This window comes from Brevundimonas sp. C43 (assembly GCF_030732185.1).
GTDB lineage: Bacteria > Pseudomonadota > Alphaproteobacteria > Caulobacterales > Caulobacteraceae > Brevundimonas > Brevundimonas diminuta_C.
Genome location: NZ_CP132231.1, coordinates 611,626 through 632,085 on the forward strand (window position 1 = coordinate 611,626; position 20,460 = coordinate 632,085).

The 20,460-nt window shown below is 64.5% G+C and carries 16 protein-coding genes and 1 pseudogene; 8 read left to right on the forward strand and 9 right to left on the reverse strand.

The genetic code is table 11. The features are described 5' to 3' along the window. Window position 1: 1 nt before the first annotated feature. The 4 genes from copD to Q9R14_RS03085 form a co-directional block, all read right to left on the reverse strand. Complete coding sequence (gene copD / locus Q9R14_RS03070; RefSeq protein ID WP_185224720.1) at window positions 2-916, reverse strand: copper homeostasis membrane protein CopD; 915 nt, start codon at window positions 914-916, stop codon at window positions 2-4. 4 nt (window positions 917-920) lie between these two features. Beyond that, a complete protein-coding gene (gene copC / locus Q9R14_RS03075; RefSeq protein WP_165117293.1) occupies window positions 921-1,283 on the reverse strand; it encodes a copper homeostasis periplasmic binding protein CopC in 363 nt (120 codons plus the stop codon). A 117-nt stretch (window positions 1,284-1,400) separates the two neighbouring features. Continuing rightward, window positions 1,401-1,895, reverse strand: coding sequence for a DUF305 domain-containing protein (locus Q9R14_RS03080; protein ID WP_230974793.1), 495 nt, complete (start codon window positions 1,893-1,895; stop codon window positions 1,401-1,403). A gap of 147 nt (window positions 1,896-2,042) precedes the next feature. Next, window positions 2,043-4,397, reverse strand: coding sequence for a heavy metal translocating P-type ATPase (locus tag Q9R14_RS03085; protein WP_185224721.1), 2,355 nt, complete (start codon window positions 4,395-4,397; stop codon window positions 2,043-2,045). Between the two features lie 103 nt (window positions 4,398-4,500). Between Q9R14_RS03085 and Q9R14_RS03090 the strand changes: the two genes are divergently transcribed. From Q9R14_RS03090 to Q9R14_RS03100, 3 genes are all read left to right on the forward strand, one after another. Beyond that, on the forward strand, window positions 4,501-4,776 hold the full coding sequence (locus Q9R14_RS03090; RefSeq protein ID WP_040349360.1) for a metal-sensitive transcriptional regulator: 276 nt from the start codon (window positions 4,501-4,503) through the stop codon (window positions 4,774-4,776). 58 nt (window positions 4,777-4,834) lie between these two features. After that, window positions 4,835-5,260 (forward strand): DUF305 domain-containing protein, encoded by a 426-nt coding sequence (locus tag Q9R14_RS03095; protein WP_292077770.1) that lies wholly within the window; start codon window positions 4,835-4,837, stop codon window positions 5,258-5,260. A 794-nt stretch (window positions 5,261-6,054) separates the two neighbouring features. Then, a complete protein-coding gene (locus Q9R14_RS03100; RefSeq protein WP_306003455.1) occupies window positions 6,055-8,916 on the forward strand; it encodes a TonB-dependent receptor in 2,862 nt (953 codons plus the stop codon). A 109-nt stretch (window positions 8,917-9,025) separates the two neighbouring features. On the opposite strand, the gene Q9R14_RS03105 is transcribed toward Q9R14_RS03100, so the two are convergent. From Q9R14_RS03105 to Q9R14_RS03115, 3 genes and pseudogenes are all read right to left on the reverse strand, one after another. Then, complete coding sequence (locus Q9R14_RS03105; RefSeq protein WP_306003456.1) at window positions 9,026-10,861, reverse strand: glycoside hydrolase family 88 protein; 1,836 nt, start codon at window positions 10,859-10,861, stop codon at window positions 9,026-9,028. Between the two features lie 3 nt (window positions 10,862-10,864). Next, window positions 10,865-12,074, reverse strand: a pseudogene (locus Q9R14_RS03110) (IS3 family transposase). A 55-nt stretch (window positions 12,075-12,129) separates the two neighbouring features. Beyond that, window positions 12,130-12,573, reverse strand: coding sequence for a hypothetical protein (locus Q9R14_RS03115; protein ID WP_306003457.1), 444 nt, complete (start codon window positions 12,571-12,573; stop codon window positions 12,130-12,132). A gap of 168 nt (window positions 12,574-12,741) precedes the next feature. Between Q9R14_RS03115 and Q9R14_RS03120 the strand changes: the two genes are divergently transcribed. The 4 genes from Q9R14_RS03120 to Q9R14_RS03135 all read left to right on the forward strand — a co-directional run bounded on the left by Q9R14_RS03120 (window position 12,742) and on the right by Q9R14_RS03135 (window position 17,388). Beyond that, complete coding sequence (locus Q9R14_RS03120) at window positions 12,742-14,139, forward strand: glycoside hydrolase family 28 protein (RefSeq protein WP_306003458.1); 1,398 nt, start codon at window positions 12,742-12,744, stop codon at window positions 14,137-14,139. Window positions 14,140-14,168: 29 nt separating this feature from the next. Continuing rightward, the gene (gene pelA / locus Q9R14_RS03125; protein ID WP_306003459.1) at window positions 14,169-15,476 is read left to right on the forward strand and encodes a pectate lyase; all 1,308 of its coding nucleotides are present in this window, start codon (window positions 14,169-14,171) and stop codon (window positions 15,474-15,476) included. 182 nt (window positions 15,477-15,658) lie between these two features. After that, a complete protein-coding gene (locus Q9R14_RS03130) occupies window positions 15,659-16,084 on the forward strand; it encodes a DUF2231 domain-containing protein (protein ID WP_306003460.1) in 426 nt (141 codons plus the stop codon). Further along, on the forward strand, window positions 16,081-17,388 hold the full coding sequence (locus Q9R14_RS03135) for a sorbosone dehydrogenase family protein (RefSeq protein WP_306003461.1): 1,308 nt from the start codon (window positions 16,081-16,083) through the stop codon (window positions 17,386-17,388). The genes Q9R14_RS03130 and Q9R14_RS03135 overlap by 4 nt, the downstream gene beginning before the upstream one ends. Window positions 17,389-17,510: 122 nt before the next feature. Here the strand turns inward: Q9R14_RS03135 and Q9R14_RS03140 are convergent, their stop codons facing one another. Continuing rightward, window positions 17,511-17,852 (reverse strand): TonB family protein, encoded by a 342-nt coding sequence (locus Q9R14_RS03140; RefSeq protein WP_306003462.1) that lies wholly within the window; start codon window positions 17,850-17,852, stop codon window positions 17,511-17,513. 110 nt (window positions 17,853-17,962) lie between these two features. Further along, window positions 17,963-18,838 (reverse strand): LysR family transcriptional regulator, encoded by an 876-nt coding sequence (locus tag Q9R14_RS03145; RefSeq protein WP_306003463.1) that lies wholly within the window; start codon window positions 18,836-18,838, stop codon window positions 17,963-17,965. A gap of 115 nt (window positions 18,839-18,953) precedes the next feature. Between Q9R14_RS03145 and Q9R14_RS03150 the strand changes: the two genes are divergently transcribed. Next, window positions 18,954-20,456 (forward strand): CoA-acylating methylmalonate-semialdehyde dehydrogenase, encoded by a 1,503-nt coding sequence (locus Q9R14_RS03150; protein ID WP_039245273.1) that lies wholly within the window; start codon window positions 18,954-18,956, stop codon window positions 20,454-20,456. The last annotated feature ends 4 nt before the right edge of the window (window positions 20,457-20,460 follow it).

The window sequence follows — 20,460 nt, forward strand, 5'->3', positions numbered from 1 at the left end:
GCTACAGAGACGCCGGGGGCGGTAGGGTTCCCATGACCGCCACGACGCCGATCAGGGCGAGTCCCAGACCCGTTTCGACCAACAGGCTGCGCCGGAGCGCGCTCATGGCGGCGAGGGAGGGTTGGCCCGTCTCCAGCGCAGAGCCCAGTGTCGGCGTCAGCCGGAACCGGTTGCTCGCCGCCAGCGCCAGCATCAAACCGAAGAGGACGAGCTTGGCGACCAGAAGCTGGCCGTAGAGGTTGCCCGCGATCGACGCCACGCGCTCGGGACCGATCAGGAACCAGCTGTTCACGAGACCGGTCAGCACCAGCAACAGGACCGCCAGCGTTCCCAGACCGGCGAAGCCATGCAGGGCGCGATGGATTGCACGATCGTCCGGACCGGCTCGGCGCAAAAGCAGGGCCGTCAACGCCGCCAGGGCGCCCAGCCACAAGGCCGCTGCCACCGCGTGAATGATGTTGGCGACGAGATGTATGGGCCCGCCAGGGCCCTCGGTGGCCGCGCCATGACCCGTCCACGCGAAGCTGGCGGCCACGATCAGACCCAAGGCGGCCGTCACGCTCCAGAGCGCGCGACCGGGTTTCAGGGCGACCAAGGCGACAAGCCCAAGCAAGGCGGCGGCGGCCCGCACGACCATCGCCATGCCCAGGGCCGTGCCGGTGACCATGAAGGACAGGGACGCGGGTTTGACGGCTTCGCTCAGCGACCCCGCCATGACGGCCGTCTGGGCCACCAGGGCGGCGAGCGAGCCGAGCGCGACGATGATCGCCGCGAGGCGCAATGTCGGTCGCGACCATTCCAGGTTCGGCGCGTCGGGGTCTTTGAAGCTGTAGAGAAGGAACAGCGGCGCGCCGAGAAGGACGACGCCGCCGGCGTATTGAAGCCAGCGAAGCGCGATGACCGCGACTTCCAGCACGGCGTCAGCGCACCGTGAAGGTGTAGGATCCCGTCATGCGGTGGCCGTCGCTCGACGCGATACGCCAGTCGACACGGTAGGCGCCGGCGGCCAGCGGGCGAGCCAGCGCGCCCGTGAGGGTCCTGCCGTCCTCGGCGACCGAGGTGCGGATCGCGATCTTCTCCCCCGCCGCATTGACGACGTCGAAGCCGGAAAAGGCGGGAACGCTGCGTTCGCTGAAGGTCAGGGTCAGCGTCCGGGTCGCGGCCACGGTGGAGTCGGGCGCCGGGGTGGCGCTGACCAGGCGAGCGTGGGCCGCCGCCGGTCCGGCGGCGAAGGCCACGACCGCCGCGACGGCGATGAAGGGCGCGGGGTTGAAGTAACGCATACTCAGTCTCCAGACGTTTGGCCGGTCCCGGCCTTCTGCTTCTCTACGCGCCACACGACCGCGTCCCTCATGAAGAGGAAGCGGGCGGCGGCTGAGGCCTTCCCCCGCACGCCGGGGTCAGCGGCGACGCTTCTCGAGGAGCGCCTGCATCTGGGCGATCTCCTCCTGTTGACCACGCACGATGCCGTCGCACAGGGCGATGATCTCCGGATCGGTCAGGGAGGCTTGCTCGCACATCAACACAGCCCCGGAATGGTGCGGGATCATCGATCGCAGGAATTCGTCGTCGCCAACGAACGCCTGGGTGCGCATGCCGACGAAGCTGCCGACGAAGATCACGACGGCGACCGCTCCAATGACCAGGTTCGTTTTGCGCGACGGGTACATGGACCGCATGAAGACGAGCATGAGGACCGCCATCGGCGCGACCATCATCAGGGTCATGTAGACGTTGTTCAGGTTGAGATAGAAGTGACCGAGCGTGGCGATCATCGTGTACATGACCAGGTACATGATGACGAAATCGAGCGCCAACTCGAGGTACAGGCTCCGATAAGGGCCGAGTCCACGAGCGTTGCCTTGCCCGCCGTGGTCCATCTGTTGATGAGACATCGTCCGTATCCTCTTCAGAAATTTCAGTTCGTCTTCGCCTGCCGCTGCGAATGCCTGGAGACTGCGGTCAGCGTCTAAATCAATCCGGCCCGTCACAGCCGGTTCCTCCCTTGGGTGGGTGGGCGGACTGGTGATTGCCTATCCTGGCTAAAGCCTCACCGCGCGCAGTCTCAGCGCATTGCCGATGACGCTGACCGAGGAGAGCGCCATTGCGAGCGCCGCAAGGGCAGGCGAGAGAAGCCAGCCGAAGACGGGATAAAGCAGGCCAGCCGCCACGGGGATGCCAAGGGCGTTGTAGCCGAAGGCGAAAACGAGGTTTTGGCGGATGTTGCCCATCACCGCGCGGGACAGACGCCGTGCGCGCACGATGCCTTGCAGATCTCCGCCCAGAAGGGTGACGCCGGCGCTTTCGATGGCGACGTCCGAACCCGCCCCCATAGCGACGCCGACATCGGCGGCGGCGAGGGCAGGGGCATCGTTGACGCCATCTCCCGCCATGGCGACGATCCGACCCTGCGAACGAAGCTGTTGTACTACAGACGCCTTGTCCTGCGGCAGAACCTCCGCCTGGACTTCGTCGATGCCGAGGCGACGCGCGACCGCTTCGGCCGTCGTCCGGTTGTCCCCGGTCATCATCACCAGCCGCAGACCGGCCGCTTTCAGCGCGAGGATCGCAGCCGGCGTGGTGGCCTTGATGGGATCGGCGATGCCGATGACCCCGGCCGCCTTTCCGTCGATAGCCACGAATATGGCGGTGGCGCCGTCGTGGCGAAGGGCCTCCGCCTTCGGCTCCAGCGCGGAGACGTCGATTGAAAGCTCGCCGAGAAAACGGGTGTTGCCCAGGGCGACCTGGCGGCCCTCAATCGTCCCGCGGACGCCGCGACCGACCGGGCTGTCGAAGTCCACGGCCTCGGTAAGGGGGATGTCCCGATCCTTGGCTGCCCGGACAATCGCGTCGGCCAACGGATGTTCGCTGCCCCGCTCGAGGCTGGCCGACAGACGCAGGATGTCCGCTTCCACGAAGCCCTGGGCTGGCAGGATCGCCGTCACCGACGGACGGCCCTCCGTCAGGGTGCCGGTCTTGTCCAGAACGAGGGTGTCGACTTTCTCGAAGCGTTCGAGCGCCTCGGCGTTCTTGATCAGGACGCCGGCGTGGGCGCCACGTCCCACCCCGACCATGATCGAGATCGGCGTGGCCAAACCCAACGCACAGGGACAGGCGATGATGAGCACCGAAACGGCGGCGACCAGGGCGTAGGACAAACGGGGCTCGGGACCGACCAGGCCCCAGACGACGGCGGCGAGCAGGGCGATCGCGATCACTGTGGGAACGAACCATCCGGAGACCGTATCGGCCAGCCGCTGGATCGGGGCGCGACTGCGCTGGGCCTGGGCCACCATCTGGACGATCTGCGCCAGCAGGGTGTCGGCGCCCACCTTGTCGGCGCGCATGATGAAGGATCCGGTCTTGTTGAGCGCGCCGGCCACGACGCGGTCGCCGACGTCCTTGGTCACCGGCATGGACTCGCCGGTCACCATGGATTCATCGACAGCGACCCGCCCCTCCAGGAGTTCGCCATCGACCGGGATCTTCTCTCCGGGCCGGACCCGCAGGCGGTCGCCGACGGCGATCTGGTCAAGCGAGACATCTTCATCGACGCCGTCCGCCCGGATTCGGCGGGCGGTCTTGGGCGTGAGGTCCAGCAGGGCGCGGATCGCGCCCGAGGTCTGTTCGCGGGCGCGCAGCTCCAGAATCTGGCCGACGAGGACCAGCACGGTGATAACCGCCGCCGCCTCGAAATACACCGGCGCGCTGCCGTCGGCCTTCAGGAAGGCGGGCGGGAACAGGGTTGGCGCGACGACGGCCACGACGCTGTAAAGCCATGCCACGCCGACCCCCATGGCGATCAGGGTGAACATATTCAGCCGACGGGTGCGCAGCGATGTCCAGCCGCGCTCGAAGAAGGGCCAGCCGCACCAGAGAACCACGGGGGTCGCCAAAGCGAACTGGATCCAGTTCGACATCTGGCCCGGGATGAACATGTGGAGATTGGCCAGATGTCCGCCCATTTCCAGGGCGAAGACCGGCAGGGTCAGGACCAGACCGACCCAAAAGCGTCTGGTGAAGTCGATCAGCTCGTGGTTGGGCGGGGCTTCCGCCGTGACCGTCTCCGGCTCAAGCGCCATGCCGCAGATCGGGCAGGAGCCTGGGCCTTCCTGCCGGATCTCGGGGTGCATCGGGCAGGTGTAGATGGCGCCGGGAACGGCCGGCTCGGCCTCCACGCGAGGGTTCAGGTAACGCATCGGATCGCCGATGAATTTGGTCCGGCACCCCGCCGAGCAGAAGAAATAGTCCTGACCGCCATGACTGGCTCGGTGAGCGGTAGTCGTCGGATCGACCGACATGCCGCAGACGGGATCCTTGACCGTAGCCGCGCCATCCGAGGCCTTCGCCCCGCAGCAGGCGTGACCCGAGGCATGATTGTGAGGATGCGTGGACATGTCGCTCTCTCCGGCTGACCGAAGGGCTCACATATACCCATGGGGGGGTATATCGCAAGATACCCGTCTGGGGTATATGGGGGTGCTTAGGAGGACAGGCCGCATGCAAACCGACACGAAACCCAAAGTCCTCAACAGGCTCAGTCGGATCGAAGGCCAGGTGCGGGGAATCTCCCGCATGGTTGAAGATGACCGGTATTGCGTCGACTTGCTGACGCAACTTCAGGCCGTTCGAGCCGCGCTCCATCGCGTGGAGACCGAAGTGCTACGGGATCACCTCGACCACTGCGTCATGGGCGCCATGACCGGCGACGATCCCGAGGATCGCAAGGCCAAGGCCGGCGAGCTGATCGAGCTCTTGGCGCGGGCCGGACGGTAGGGTCGGCGGAACGAATGGGCCCTCCTGGTCGCTAACGTCGGGACCCCAAGGAGCCGTCATGAAACGCATCAGCCTCGTCCTCGCCGCCTGCGCCTTGGCTACGGCCTGTTCCCCGCAAGCCGAAGAGCCCGCCGTAGCCACGCCTGAGGCCGCCGCAGCGGCAGACGCCCATGGCGGAATGGAGGGCGGCATGGCTGCGCCTGCGCCCGGCGACTCCGTCGCCACCCAAGGCTACAAGGCCTCGATGAACACGATGATGGAGGCGATGCCCGCCTTCACCGGGGACGCCGACATCGACTTCATGAAGCAGATGCGAGGTCACCACGTCGCCGCCGTCTCGGTGGCCCGTGTGGAGCTCGCGCAAGGCAAGGACGCCCAAGCGCGGGACCTGGCCCAGGAGGTGATCACGGCGCAGGAGCGCGAAATCACCCTGATCGACGCCTGGCTCGCCCAGAAGGGAGCGTCGGCGGCTCCCGCCGCCTGATCGCGAGATCAGCGCACCGCGTCCGACGACCAACGATGTGCGTAATCCGCCATCTGTCGTCCTCGTGGCGAAAGACCGATCGGCCAGTCCCGCCGTCCTCGAAAATCAGGACGCCGTCGGCCGCAAAGCCAGTGCGGCGTTTGCATCCCGGTCGTCGCGCGCGGCATGACACGCGTCGACGACGCTTGTCGCTATCGCCATACGATCGAGCCGGTAAGCTCGACGACGACCGTGCGGATGAGATACAGTGTACGTCCAAGTGATGGTGCACAGTGGCAAGGCGAACCGAACTCGTTGCATTGCAGCTCAGTGCTCAGAGAGTCCGATAGACCGCAAAAGATGACGAATTCACGCAGATGTTATTGCTTAGAATTTTCTGAATGTTTTCAGAATACTTCCCGTCTGTCGGTTGTTCAATCGGTCCGCCGGTTGATAAGCGAGAAAAAACCCCAAGCCGATCAGCGGCTTGGGGTAATTTGTGTAATCGAGTGGGAATAGAGCAGGGCGTCCGTCGGTTCTTTCAAGTGGCGGGTAGTCTTCGAGACCCCACAATGCGCCGGCGTGCAGGTTGCAACTGCTTTGCCGCTTAACCCGCGCGCTTCGACGAGATTACAAATCCGCCATCAGGATCGTCGCCTGCTTGCGAGTCGCGGCCGAATGTGACTAAACATGAATGACACCGGTAGCAGTCAGGCGGCCAACTCGCTTTGACACCGGTGTCTCCCGTCAGCAGCGGGACGCGTGAACGAGGGCGTTCGATCCTTGAAGCGCAACACTTGGGAGGAGAAACTAGAATGATCCAACGCCACAAATTTGCGCGCCACGCCCTGGTCGCCACCGCGTCGCTGGGAGCCCTAGCTCTCGCCATGATGGCGCATGACGCCGCCGCCCAAACGGCCGAGGTAGCTGCGCCTCAGACAGATGACGCTGCCGAAGTCGATGACATCGTCGTCACGGGATTCCGGGCCAGCCTGCAGAATTCATTGAACATCAAACGCCGCGAAGCCGGCGTCGTCGACGCCATTTCGGCGGAAGACATCGCGGATTTCCCCGACACCAATCTGGCCGAGTCGATCCAGCGCATTCCCGGCGTCTCGATCGACCGCGATGCGGGCGAGGGCCGCTCGATCACCGTCCGCGGGCTCAGCTCGGAATTTACCCGCACGCGGATCAACGGCATCGAGGCCCAGGCATCGACCGGCGCCACCGACTCGTCGGGCGGGGTGAATCGCGGTCGTGGCTTCGACTTCAACGTCTTCGCCTCAGAGCTCTTCAACAATATCACGGTGCGCAAGACCGCCTCGGCCGAGACGGAAGAGGGGTCGCTGGGGGCGACCGTCGATCTGCGCACCAGTCGTCCGTTCGACAAGACCGGCTTCCAAGGCGCGCTGTCGGGCCAGTATGGCTATAACGACCTGTCGCAGGACTGGAGCCCGCGCTTCGCCGGTCTGATTTCGAACACCTGGGCGGATGACCAGATCGGCGCTCTGTTCTCGATCGCCTACAGCGAGCGCGACAGTCTGGAGGAGGGTTTCAGCTCGGTGCGCTGGGGACCTGCCAGCGCCGACGGCGGCTTCCAGAATGGCGCTGTCCTGCCGAACGCCGCGCGCACCTACCATCCTCGCATCCCGCGCTATGGCAGCCTGGAGCACAGCCAGGAACGTCTGGGCGCGACGCTGTCGGTGCAAGCCCGGCCCGGCAACGGTCCGACCCTGTTCACGATGGACATGCTGTACTCGAAGCTGGATTCGACGCGCAGCGAAAACTTCCTGCAAGCCTGGTCGCTCAGCCGTGGCGCCGATCAGGGCGGCAAGCCGCAAGTCGACATCATGAGCTTTGAGATCGATCCCGACACGGGCGAGATGATCTATGCCCAGCTCGACGACATGGACATCCGCAGCGAGCAGCGGTTCGACGAGCTGGAAACCGAATTCAAGCAGATGACCTTTGGGGTCGAGCACGAGTTTTCGGATCGGCTGCGGTTCGACGGCTTGATCGGTCGCGCGGAATCCAGCTTCGCCAACCCGGTCCAGGTCAGCGCCATCATCGATCGCCAGAACGTCGACGGCTATTCCTATGACTTCCGTCAGAATCGCAATCTGCCGGCGATCAACTGGGGCTTCAATGTCGCCGACCCCACACAGTGGAGCGTCGTCGGGCCTACGGGCGCGCAACCCCGATCGGAGCTGCGCATCAGCTCCAACTTCCAGGAAAACGTCTATACGACGGGTGAGGCCAACTTCGCGTTCGACGTAAGCGATTGGCTCACACTGAAAGCGGGCGTCAGCCGCAAGGAATATGAGTCGAGCAGCCGCGCCTTCGCGCGCCCAAACAACGCCAACGGTTCGCCAGCGCTGCCGGCGGGCACGAGCATGGCTTCGGTCACCAATCTGCTGAGCGGGTTCGGTCGCAATCTCGATCTACCGTCAGGCGCTGCGACCAGCTGGGTTCGGCCGGATTTGGCTGCGTTGCAAACAGTCTGGAACTACAACTGCAACTGCGACACGGGCGTAGCAGGCGGTGATTTCAGACTGATCGGCCTGAACGGCAATCCGTCCACCTATGGCAACTGGCGTGACGTGACCGAGACCGACACCGGCGCCTATGTGAAGGCCGACTGGGACACGGAAATCATGGGTGTGCCCTTCCGAGGCAACGTCGGTGTGCGTCAGGTCAAGACCGAGGTCGACGCCTTGGGTTATTCGAACGTCGGTGGTGTTGCGACGCCGGTCCGGGGCGAGAACGAATATGACGACACCCTACCGTCGCTGAACGTGTCGATCGAGCCGATGAAGGATCTGATCGTGCGTTTGGGCGCCGCCAAGGTCATGGCGCGACCGCCTGTCACCAGTCTGGTTCCGGTCTTCACGCTGAGTGCAGCCGGGGCGGCGACGAATACGGCGTCGCTGGGCAATGTCGAGCTGGAACCCTATCGGGCGACGACCTACGACCTGTCGGTTGAATATTACTTCGCGCCTGAAGCTCTGCTGTCCTTCGCCTACTTCTACAAGGACATCTCGACCTATGTGCAGACGACCACCGAACCGCTGTCGTACAGCCAACTGACGGCCTTGAACCCTGTGGCCTTCCCGGCGGGCGGTCGTCCTGCCGGCGACATCTATCAGTTCAGCACGCCTACCAACACGCCGGGCGGCCCGCTGAAAGGCTTCGAGATCAGTTATCAGCAGACGTTCTCGTTCCTGCCCAGCCTGCTGTCGAATATCGGTACGCAGCTGAACTACACGCACGTTGAATCCGAGATTCAGTATTGCGTCACCGCAACCTGCGCGGCTTTCGTGACGGCGGATCTGGTCAACCTGTCGCCAAACGCCTGGAACGCGACGCTGTATTATGACGACGGCAAGTTCAATGCGCGTGTGTCGGCGGCCTATCGCGACACCTATTTCCAGAACGTGCCGGGTTCAAACGGCGCCACGGGCCTGATCCCGTATCAGGGCAAGACCGAAACCACGACGATCGACGCTTCAGCATCCTATAACCTGACCGATAACCTCAGTGTTTCTGTCGAGGGGCTGAATTTGACCGACGAAGCCAACCGTCAGAACCACGGCGACATCGGCCTGCCGCGTGACAGCACCTATGTCTATCACCACACTGGCCGCCAGGTTTACATTGGCGCGCGGTATCGTTTCTGATCCCAACAGATCGGCGAGATAAGAAAGGCGGCGTCGGTATAACCGGCGCCGCCTTTCTTTTGACATCGGCCGAACTGCGCGACGCGGCGAGAGGATTTTCGCTTGCCGGCTAGTTGCCTTGGCGGAAGTCGAACCTTTGGTTTGCGACGAAATCTTCCCAGGCGCTGCGCGTGGCGAAGTCCAGGCCGCGATCCCACGCCGATCCCATGTAGTAGGTGAACGACTGACCCGGCGTGACCCGCACCAGGATCAGATAGTTGTCGGCGTCTTCGGTGAAGCCTTCGACCGTTGCGGGATCAACCGCCAGAGCGATGCCGAGCGAGCCATGCTCGGGGTTTTCAGGCTCCCAGAACATCAGACGCCCGTGTGCGGCGTCGCGCGTGACGAAGCCCCGTCCGTTGTCGTTGCTGCGCTTCGAAATGCCGATCGCGACGATCAGCGGTGCGTCGGAGTTCGAGGTCAGAGTGGAAGTCATTCGCGTAAAGTTGGAGCCTAACGGAAGGCTGAACTCACGCCTTTCTGAAACCGTGCGCACGACGTCGACAGGCCAAGGACGGTAGGTCACGCTGAACCGCGCCTCGTCGCCGCCGGTTTTGTCGATCTGGTAGGTAGAGAAGTTGCGACTGGTCCAGAGCTTGTTGTCGTACCAGATGCCCAGACCCCCGGCGCCTCTGCCGCGTCCCACATCGTAATAATCCAGCCCTTCACCGCGATCGACGTGATAGTTCGGGAACTTCAACTGGCGGTCCATGAAGGGATAGCGGACACGTTTGGCCCACACATCCATGCCCGAGCCAGAGGGCGCCTCGCGCGCTTCAAGCGTGGGACCGTAAATGCGATGAGCGACGCGATCGTTTTCCCATAGCAGATCATCCAAACGATCCGGCGCGAAGCGGGCGACGGCGCGCGGTCGCTGCTGATCCTCCGGCGGCGGCTCCAGCGGTTCGATGGTCGAGGGTCGGTTCAGAGCGGTTGGATCGTAGGAGAGGGCCGAGGTCGCCCGCATCTCGGCGTCTCTACGGCGGATTTCTTCGGCGCCGACGACCGTCACGGGGGCGGGCGGGACAGGCGTGGTCGCAGCGACCACTTCGGCCGTGTCGCGCGTGGGTTCCGCTAATGGCAGAGAGCGAACTGGGTCATTCAGCGACGCGACTTCCAGCCCGGCCAGAATATAGGTTCCTGAAGCATAGAGGCCGACGTCCTCAGGGTCGGTCGATACGGGCTGATCGCCGGTCTTCTGCGCTGCGCCCACCAGACCGTTCGCAAGGACATGGCGGTTCAGGCCGACCCACCCCTTCAACACATGCGGCAGGTAGGTGTCGCGATCTAAAAGGCCGTGATTGATCCCCCAAGCCAGGGCGTAGACATAGAAGACCGAGCCTGAAGTTTCAGCCTCGGGATAGGCCTCGGGCTCCAGAAGGCTGGCGCGCCACAGTCCGTCCTCTTGCTGGAGACCTGCGATCCTGCCGGCCATCTTTTGGAAGAGGTCGACATAGAAGCCGCGCCCGGCGAAATCGGCAGGCACGGACTCCAGCCATCGCACCAGACCGCCCATGACCCAGCCATTGGCCCGCGACCAGTAGATTCGGTCGCCATCAGCGTCACGATGGTTCTCGTCCTTGAACCGTTCGTCTCGCAGAAAGAGTTTTTCGTCCTCGACCCACAGCCGCGCCGCTGTGCGTCGCCATTCCTTATCTGCGGCGTTCAGATATTTCGGATCGCCCGTGATCGCGGTCATCCGGGCGAAGACCGGGGGCGCCATATAGAGGGCGTCGGCCCACCACCAGACCAGCGCCGGTGTGTCTTCCGCCCTGGCCAGATAGGGGACCTGCCAGTCCAGCCGCTGACGCAGCGGCATCAGCACGCCCTCCTGCCCGCGACGCGCGTAGAGTTCTTCGTACAGATCGCCGATCGCGATATCGTCGGCGTTTGACGTGACCCCCATTTCTCATCCAGCCATAACGAGAGTCCTTTGGTGATCTGAGCTGGGGTTGTCGGGGTTGGCAAGAGGCCGGTCAGCGCAGCCCCCAACCAGCGCAGCGGACCGGCCGATCTGTCCGGTGAGCGCTTCTGCATAGGCCTGCGGCGTCAGCCACCCGAGCTTCGAGTGCGGACGCCGTTCGTTGTAATCGCGCCGCCAAGCTTCGAGCACTGCGCGGGCGTGCGGCAGGGATCGGAACAGCGTCTCGTTCAGCAGCTCGTCGCGCAGGCGTCCGTTGAAGCTCTCGTTGAAGCCGTTCTGCTGGGGCTTGCCGGGCGCGATGTAATGCCAGCCGACGCCGGTGCTGTCGGCCCAGGCCAGGACCGCGTTCGAGGTGTATTCCGTCCCGTTGTGGCTGCGCCGACCTTCGGTTCGCTGACGATGGTGTCGGGCCGGCCCCGCTGCCGGATGACGGCGTCCAACTCCCGCACGACCCGCGCGCCCGACAGCGAGGTGTCGGCCACCAGCGCCAGGCATTCACGCGTGCAGTTGTCGATCACCGTCAGGATGCGGAAGCGCCGCCCGTCAGTCATCTGGTCGGCCACGAAGTCCAGCGACCAGCGCTGGTTCGCCACCAGTGGCAACTCCAGCGGTCTTTGGGTGCCGATGGCGCGCTTCCGACCGCCGCGTCGACGGACCGTCAGTCGCTCCTCGCGATAGATCCGCTGGATCCGCTTCCTGTTGACCGCATGGCCTTCGCGCCGCAGCAGCACGTGCAGGCGGCGATAGCCGAACCGGCGACGCTCCTGGGCCAGAGCCTTCAGCCGGTCGCGCAGCGCGCCGTCGTCCGGGCGCGTCGCCTGATAGCGCACGCTCGTCCGATCGACGCCCAGCACACGGCACGCCCGCCGTTCGCTCATCTCGTAGGCGGCCTGCAGATGGCTAGCCGCCTCGCGATAGCCGGCGGGCGTCACCACTTTTTTCCCAGCAGATCCTTCAGCGCGACGTTGTCCAGCATCGCGTCCGCCAGCATCCGCTTCAGCTTGGTGTTCTCGTCCTCCAGCGCCTTCAGCCGCCGGGCCTCCGACACGTCCATGCCTCCGAACTTGGCCTTCCACTTGTAGAAGGTCGCCGAGCTGACACCGTGTCGCCGGCACACCTCTGCCGTCGCCACACCGGCCTCCTGCTCCCGCAAGATCCCGATGATTTGCTCTTCCGTGAACCTTGATCGCTTCATTCTGTCCGTCCTTCGTTGGGCGGACTCTAGCTATTCCTGGAGGAGTTTCAGGGGGTCACGTCACGTTCAGCATCGTCTTGCCCGACCGCGCGCCACGTACACTGTAGTTGTAGTGATCGGCCACGGCGCTCAAGAAACGCAGCGTCCGCGTATCGTCCGACACGCGCGCAAGCCGCGAAGCGCCGACGTAAAAGGTGGCTGCGACCCAGTTCGACGACATCTGCGTCAGGTTGCTGCCCGTCGATAAGGCGAGCGGCTCGGCGGCCATGGCTGCGATTTGTGAGGAGGCGACATATTCGACAGCCGCCATGGTGCTCTCGCGAGACGGCACGCCTGCCACGTCGGTGTATAGGGCGGGGCGGTCGCGTTGAGCCAGCCATTCAGCCTCGACGCCCGGCGGCAAGGCTGCGACCGTTTGCGCTAGAACGGGGCCGGACATGGCGGCCGAGCTCATCAGAACTGCAATCAAGCCAAGGCAGGGTCGGGTTGGCAGGGCCATGTTTTCCTCCGGCGCTGCTCCGGGCGGCGCATGATGGTTGGTGGCCCGCATGGATAGCGAGCCGCAACGTAACCGGTGTCAATTTCTGACGATCAGCTGTCGGTATCTCTTGTCAGTCTTATATCGTCCACTATTGTGAGACGAAAGAACAGAATGTGGGAAATCTAGATGCGCGCCAATCGCCGCACGCTTCTGCAACTGGGTGTCGTCAGCGCCTTGACGCAAGCGACGCCGGCGTTTGCGCAGTCGAGCCGTTCGCGCACCTTCGACGCGTCCGACTATGGCGCGGTGGGCGACGGGATCACCATCAACACGCGTCCTGTCCAGGCCGCCATCGACGCAGCGGCAGGGCAGGGCGGCGGGGTCGTGGTCGTGAAGCCCGGTCTGTATCTGTCAGGTTCGCTATTCGTGAAGTCGGGGGTGACCCTGTCGATCGAACGCGGCGCCACTCTGCGCGGCGTTCAGGATCTGGCCGCTTATCCGATGGTTCGCACACGTGTTGCGGGCGTTGAGATGGACTGGCCCGCCGGCTTGCTGAATGTCTATCAGCAACAGAACGCCAAGATCACGGGCGAGGGTCTGGTCGATGGTGACGGCAAGGTTTTCTGGGACGCCTATTGGGCGCTGCGCCGCGATTATGATCCGCGCGACCTGCGATGGGCGGCTGACTACGACTGCCGCCGTCCGCGGTTGGTCCACGTTTACGACTCACAGCAGGTCGAGGTTTCCGGTCTGAATTTGGCGCGATCGGGCTTCTGGACCGTCCACGTCTGCTATTCGCGGGACGTGAAGGTCGCCGACCTGATCATCAGGAATAACATCGGCGGACGCGGCCCTTCGACGGACGGCATCGACATCGACTCATCGGAGCGGGTGTTGGTCGAGAGATGCGACCTGTCGGTCAACGACGACGCGATCTGCATCAAGGCCGGACGCGACTGGGACGGGCTGCGGGTAGCCCGGCCGTGCCGTCAGGTGAAGATTCGCGACTGCATCGTCCGTGACGCCCTGGCCGGGATGACCTTCGGATCGGAGACATCTGGCGGATTTGACGACATCGAAGTCTCTGGGCTGAGGATCGAGTATCCGGTGCCGCTGGGGATCTTCTTCAAATCAGGCCACACACGCGGCGGCGTGATCTCCAACATCCGCCTGCGCGACATCCATCTGCAGGACGTGCGCACATTGATGCAGGTGAACCTGAACTGGTACCCAAACTACAGCTACGCCCAGATCCCGGACGGCATCGCGGACGTGCCGGATTACTGGCGAGCGCTCGCCACGCCCGTGCCGCGCGAACAGGGCATTCCCCGTATCCACAATGTTCGCCTGTCAAACATCAAGGCCGTCGGCGGCAAAGTCGGATTCGCCGCCGCCGCCTATCCCGAAGCGCCGCTGAAAGACTTCATTTTCGAACGGTTGGACTGGGATGTGCAGGATGCGGGCGCCATCGCCAATGCCGAGAACTGGCGCTTCCGCGACTGCAACATCGACACCCTGGACGGCCAAGGCCCCAAGGTGACCGAGTCGTCGGGCGTCACAGGCCTTCGATCCAGACAAGCATGAAAAACCAGAAAGTTGTGGGAGTTAGCGCGATGAAAATCCTTTCCGCCTGTTCGATGCTGGCATTTGGCGCGGTCGCGCTTGTGGGGGGCGTCTCCGGCGCCGCCCAGGCAGAAGTCCTGCGGCTGAACACGCCGGCGGTGGGCCTGACCAGCGACAGGATCGGCGCCTTGCCCGACGCGGAGCGCGGTCCGTGGGCCGAGTATCTGGCACGCTCCCAGGCCCAGCATCTGGCCGACCGCGCTGCGCTCGCGGCCGAGCGTCCCGCCGGAGTTGCTACGCCGCCGCCGCCCAAGGCCGTCGGACCCGCCCACTACAACATGCCGCTGGACCGGCCTGCCGAATGGTACGCCACAGCCGACGCTCGGGCCGTCGCGGATGCGATCGTCAGTTTCCAGACCCCCGCCGGCGGATGGAGCAAAAACCAGGATCGCAGCATTGCGCGCCTGCCGGGCCAGCGGTTCTCCAACGATGCCGAAACCATGGAGCAGAACCCGGCGAACTTCGATGCGCCGGCGGATCGCTTCTGGACCTTCGTTGGCACCTTGGACAACGAGGCGACGTGGTCGGAAATGCGTTTCCTGGCCAAGGTCGCCGCCTACGCGCCGGGACGCGACGGCGACGCCTGGCGCGCCAGCGTCATGCGAGGCGTGCGGTATCTTCTGAACGCGCAATATCCAAATGGCGGCTGGCCTCAGATCTGGCCGCTCGAAGGCGGCTTCCACGACTCAATCACCTTCAATGACAATGCGGTGGCGAACGCGGCCATGCTGCTTCGTGATGTCGCCCATGGCGCTGAGGGCTTCGACTTCGTGCCGGCTGACTTGGAGACACAGGCGGCCGAGGCGACCCGGAAGGCGATCGACGCGACCCTCGCGGCCCAGGTGCGTCAAGGGGATCGCCTGTTGGGCTGGCCGCAGCAGGTCGAGCCCATGCGGCTGGTGCCAACAAGCGCTCGGAACTACGAGCCGCGATCCATCGCAAGCGGCGAAACAACCGATATCCTGATCTTCCTGATGGGCGAGGAGAACCCGTCGCCGGAGATCAAGGCCGCCGTCCGCGGCGCCGCCGAATGGCTTCAGGCGGTGCGTGTCTATGACAAGTCTTTCGAAATGACCGACGACGGACGCAAGCTGATCGACAAGGCCGGGGCGGGGCCGATCTGGTCTCGCAACTACGATCTGGTGACCGGGCGTCCGATCTTCGGCGACAAGGATCAGACCATCCATGACGATGTGAATGAAATCTCCGTCGGAAGACGCAACGGCTATTCCTGGTGGATATCTTCGCCGCAAAAAGCGTTGGACCTTTACGCCGATTGGTCCAATCGGGTCGGGTAAAGCCGAGACGCTGATCGGCATTGTCGATGGGGTCGGACGGCTCATCCGCGACGCAATTTGTGCGGCGCCAAGCGAGAACGCTTTCTTCGCTCCGGCCCTGCAAGATCGGCGCGGCAAAAGCCGATGTGAACCATTTCTCGTTCAGACGGTTAGCCAAGCCGGACTTTACGGAGAGGGCTGGCATGAGCACCCATGGACTGAAGGATGCGGTCGTTCGACCGTTGCATTGGCTATTGCTGGCGTTTCCGATCGCGCTGTTCACCTTCGCCCTGTTCACCGACATCGCCTATCTGGAGACGGCGGAGGTCCAATGGACGAACTTCTCGGCCTGGCTGATCACCGGGGCGCTGGTGTTCGGCGGGTTCGCTGGTCTGTTTTCGATCTTCGACTTCGTCGTCGGTCTGCGCCACGGACGTTCGCGACGGGCGACGGTGCATCTGGTCGCGCTCGCGCTGGCCTGGGTGCTGGGTCTGGTGAACGCCTTCAAGCACAGTCAGGACGCCTGGAGCTCCGTCGGAGCTTTCGGTCTGATCCTTTCGATTCTCTGCACAATCCTGGTCCTGGTCGCCGGCTGGACCGCCTATGCCGCGCGGGAGAGCGTCCGATGAACAAGAATCTGCTCGCCGCCAGCGCCGCTACCCTGGCCATGGCCCTGACAGTCGCATCGTGCGGCAACGCCAGCGATCCGAAACTGAACCAGACCGGCGCGACGCCCGACCTGCCCAAGGTCAATGAGACGCTGGTGCCGCCGATGAAGATCAGCCCGCCGGCAGGCTGGAACGGCGAGACGCCGACGGTGCCGCAAGGCTTTACGATCAGCGCCTTCGCCACAGATCTCAAGATTCCGCGTCAGATGCTGGTCCTGCCCAATGGCGACGTGCTGATCGCAGAGGGGCGCGGCGGCCATGCGCCCGCCATGCGGCCCAAGGATGTGATCGCCGGCGTCATCAAGAAGCAGGGCAACACCAAGATCAAAGGCGGCAACCGCGTCACCCTGGTGCGCGACGCGAACAATGACGGCACGCCGGAACTGCGGACTGTTCTGGTGGACAACCTCGATGCGCCCTACGGCCTGGCCTATGTCGACGGCTATCTCTATGTCGCCGAACAGGGGGCGCTGGTTCGCTTCGCCTTCCAGCCGGGCCAGACTGGCATTGCGACACCCGCCGAGCGGGTGACGGAGCTGCCGTCGCGCATCAACCACCACTGGACCAAGTCCCTGACCGCCAGCGCGGACGGGTCAAAGCTGTATGTCGGCACCGGCTCGAACTCCAATATCGGTGAGCGCGGCATGGCGGTCGAGGAAGAGCGCGCCACGGTGTGGGAGATCGACCGGGCGACCGGCGCACGGCGCACCATCGCCACCGGCATTCGCAATCCGACGGCCCTGGCCATCGAGCCCACGACCAATCTGTTGTGGTCGGTCGTCAATGAGCGGGACGAACTGGGGCCGCAACTGGTCCCGGACTATCTGACCCAGGTGCGGGACGGGGCCTTCTACGGCTGGCCCTACAGCTATTGGGGCCAGAACCGCGATCCGCGCGTGATGCCGCAGAACCCCGAGATGGTCGCCAAGGCCATTCGCCCGGATTATGCCCTAGGATCGCACGTCGCCGCCCTGGGCTTGGATTTCGCCCGCAATGGCGGTTTTGGCGGGTCGTTCGCCAACGGCGCCTTCATCGGCATGCACGGCAGTTGGAACCGGCAGGATCCGTCCGGTTACAAGGTCGTCTGGGTGCCGTTCAACGCCGGCCGTCCGGCGGGTCAGCCCGTCGATTTCGCCACCGGCTTCCTTAAGGACGGCAAGGCGCGCGGCCGTCCCGTCGGCGTCGCGTTCGATGGCGCCAAGCGCGTGCTGTTCGTCGCCGACGACCTGTCCAACACGGTATGGCGCATCGCGCCTGCGCGATAAGCCGGCTTTTCCCTCGCCCAGCAAGGGCGAGGGAAATCGCTCAGGTCTTCGAGACCTAGCCGAATAAGAAAAGTCCCCGGCTGCAAGCAACCGGGGACTTTGCCTATGGGGAGAGCTGTGACCTACGGCGTGAAGTCGATGGTGCGTTCGAAGGGCGCATCGACCGGACGGCCACGATCCATGATCGGCGTGACCTCGGCGCCGTTCATCAAGGCCAAAGCGGCTTCGCCAAAGCCCATGCCCGGACGGCTTTCTTCCAGCACGACGCAGTCGGTGACGTGACCCGACGCCAAGGCAGTGCAGCGCAGCCGCACGCTGAAGCGATCGGTGCTATCGGCCTTGGGTGCGACGGTGCGTTCGATGGCGGGCTGAGGCGCGCTGAACAGGGCCGCGTCCTTGAGCAGCGGTCCGGTCGGGGCGCCCAGCAGGGCCGTCATCAATGTCAGGCTGAAGGTCAGTGTCATGGCAGGCCTCGTTCGTCCTCTATTAAGATTTGAACGAGACCTCCGTTCCCCGAACTTTCAAAAACGCACGGGTGTGTGCGGCGCACCACACTTCGATTTCTGTGCTGATGTCAGAATGGCCTCAAGCTCGACTGTTGTTGTTGGCACAGGGTCTTCAGCCACGAACGCACGGTGCGCAGACGCGCCGTGTCGTGAACGTCGCGGTGGGTGGCCAGCCAGAAGCGGCGCTCGATCAGGATCGACGGCAGCACGCGCACCAGACCCTCGGCCAAGAAGCACGGCAGGACGCCGACGCCGCCCCCGGCGGCGATGATCTCCCGCTGCGCCCGGATCGAAGATGAGGCGACGTGGGGCGCGAGGCCCGGCTGGACTTCGTCGAGATAGCGGAGTTCGGGCGCATAGATCAGATCGTCGATATAGCCGACGATGTCGAAGCGGCTCAGGTCGTCGACGTTGTCCGGAACGCCGTTGCGGTGCAGGTGATCGGGCGAGGCGTAGAGGGCCAGCTGATACGGCGTCAGCGGCTCGACGATCAGGCGTGCAGCATGTGGCGCGGCCAAGGTGATCGCCATGTCGACCTCGCGGCGCGTCGGCGACAGAAAGCCGGAGGTCGCCGCCAGTTCGATCCTGAGGCCCGGATGGGCCAGGCGCAGCGCGGGCAGGGCGGGGGCCATCAGGGTGACGCCAAACCCCTCGGACGCGCTGACGCGCACGACGCCGGCGGGCGCGTCGGGCTGGGTCACGCGGCCGACAGCCTCCATCGCGCTTTCGGCCTCCAGACCGATATCGAGCAGTTGGGCGCCGGCGGCGGTCAACTGAAGGCCGGTGGTCGAGCGGACAACCAGGGTGGATTTCAGCGCGCTTTCCAGTCGGGCGACCCGACGCCCAACCGTGGCGGCGTCGACGCCCAATCGCTGCGCCGCGCCGCCCAGCGAGCCTGCGCGCGCGGCGGCGATGAAGATGCGCAGATCATCCCAGTCATACATGTGTCTAACAGTACTGCAAAAACGCAGAATGCTGCCTGCAACTTTGCATTATCGACAGGCGCGCAGCGGTGATAGCCATAGCCGCAACAAAAGAACCAACAGGGACACCCAGGCCATGCGCGACATTCGCCACTTCATCGACGGTGCGGCTTTCGACGGCGCTTCCGGACGCTTCAGCGACGTATTCAATCCCAACACCGGGGATGTGCAGGCTCGCGTACAACTGGCGACGACGGGCGAGGTCGATCGTGCGGTCCAGGCGGCGCAGAACGCCTTCGACGGTTGGGCGTCGACCAATCCTCAACGCCGCGCCCGCGTCATGTTCGACTTCAAACGCCTGGTCGAGGCGCGGATGGACGAACTGGCCGAGCTGCTGTCCAGCGAGCACGGCAAGGTCATCGCCGACTCCAAGGGCGATATCCAGCGCGGCCTGGAAGTGATCGAGTTCGCCTGCGGCATCCCGCACGCGCTGAAGGGTGAATACACTCAAGGCGCCGGCCCCGGCATCGACGTCTATTCGATGCGCCAGCCTCTGGGCGTGGTGGCGGGCATCACCCCGTTCAACTTCCCGGCCATGATCCCGATGTGGATGTTCGGCGTGGCCATCGCGGTGGGCAACACCTTCGTGCTGAAGCCGTCCGAGCGCGATCCGTCGGTGCCGGTGCGTCTGGCCGAACTGATGCTGGAAGCCGGAGCGCCGAACGGCGTGCTGAACGTGGTGCATGGCGACAAGACGGCGGTGGACGCCATCCTGACCCATCCACTGGTCCATGCCGTCAGCTTCGTCGGTTCGTCCGACATCGCCCACTATGTCTATCAGACGGGCGCCGCCAACCATAAGCGCGTCCAGGCGATGGGCGGCGCCAAGAACCACGGCATCGTCCTGCCGGACGCCGACATGGATCAGGTGATCAAGGATCTGTCCGGCGCGGCCTACGGCTCGGCGGGCGAACGCTGCATGGCGCTGCCGGTCGTGGTGCCGGTCGGCAAGAAGACCGCCGACGAACTGCGCGAGCGGATGGTCGCCGAAATCCCGTCGATGCGGGTCGGCGTCTCGACCGATGCGGGCGCCCACTATGGCCCCGTCGTCACGGCTCAGCACCGCGAGCGTGTCGCGGGCTGGATCGAGAAGGGCGTTCAGGAAGGCGCCGAACTGGTCGTCGACGGCCGCGACTTCAGCCTGCAAGGTCACGAGAAGGGCTATTTCATCGGCCCGTCGCTGTTCGACCATGTGAAGCCCGAGATGTCGTCCTATCAGGAGGAAATTTTCGGTCCGGTGCTGCAGATCGTGCGCGCCGAGACGTTCGAGGAGGCGCTGGCCCTGCCGTCGAACCACCAATACGGCAACGGCGTCGCCATCTTCACCCAGAACGGCCGCGCGGCGCGCGACTTCGCCGCCCGGGTCAACGTCGGCATGGTCGGGATCAATGTGCCGATCCCGGTTCCGGTCGCCTATCATACCTTTGGCGGCTGGAAGCGTTCGGCCTTCGGCGACATCAACCAGCACGGCATGGAGGGCGTCCGCTTCTGGACCAAGACCAAGACCGTGACGGCCCGCTGGCCGGACTCGGCGCTGGAGCATTCGGACAGCTCGTTCGTCATTCCGACGATGCGCTGAGGCC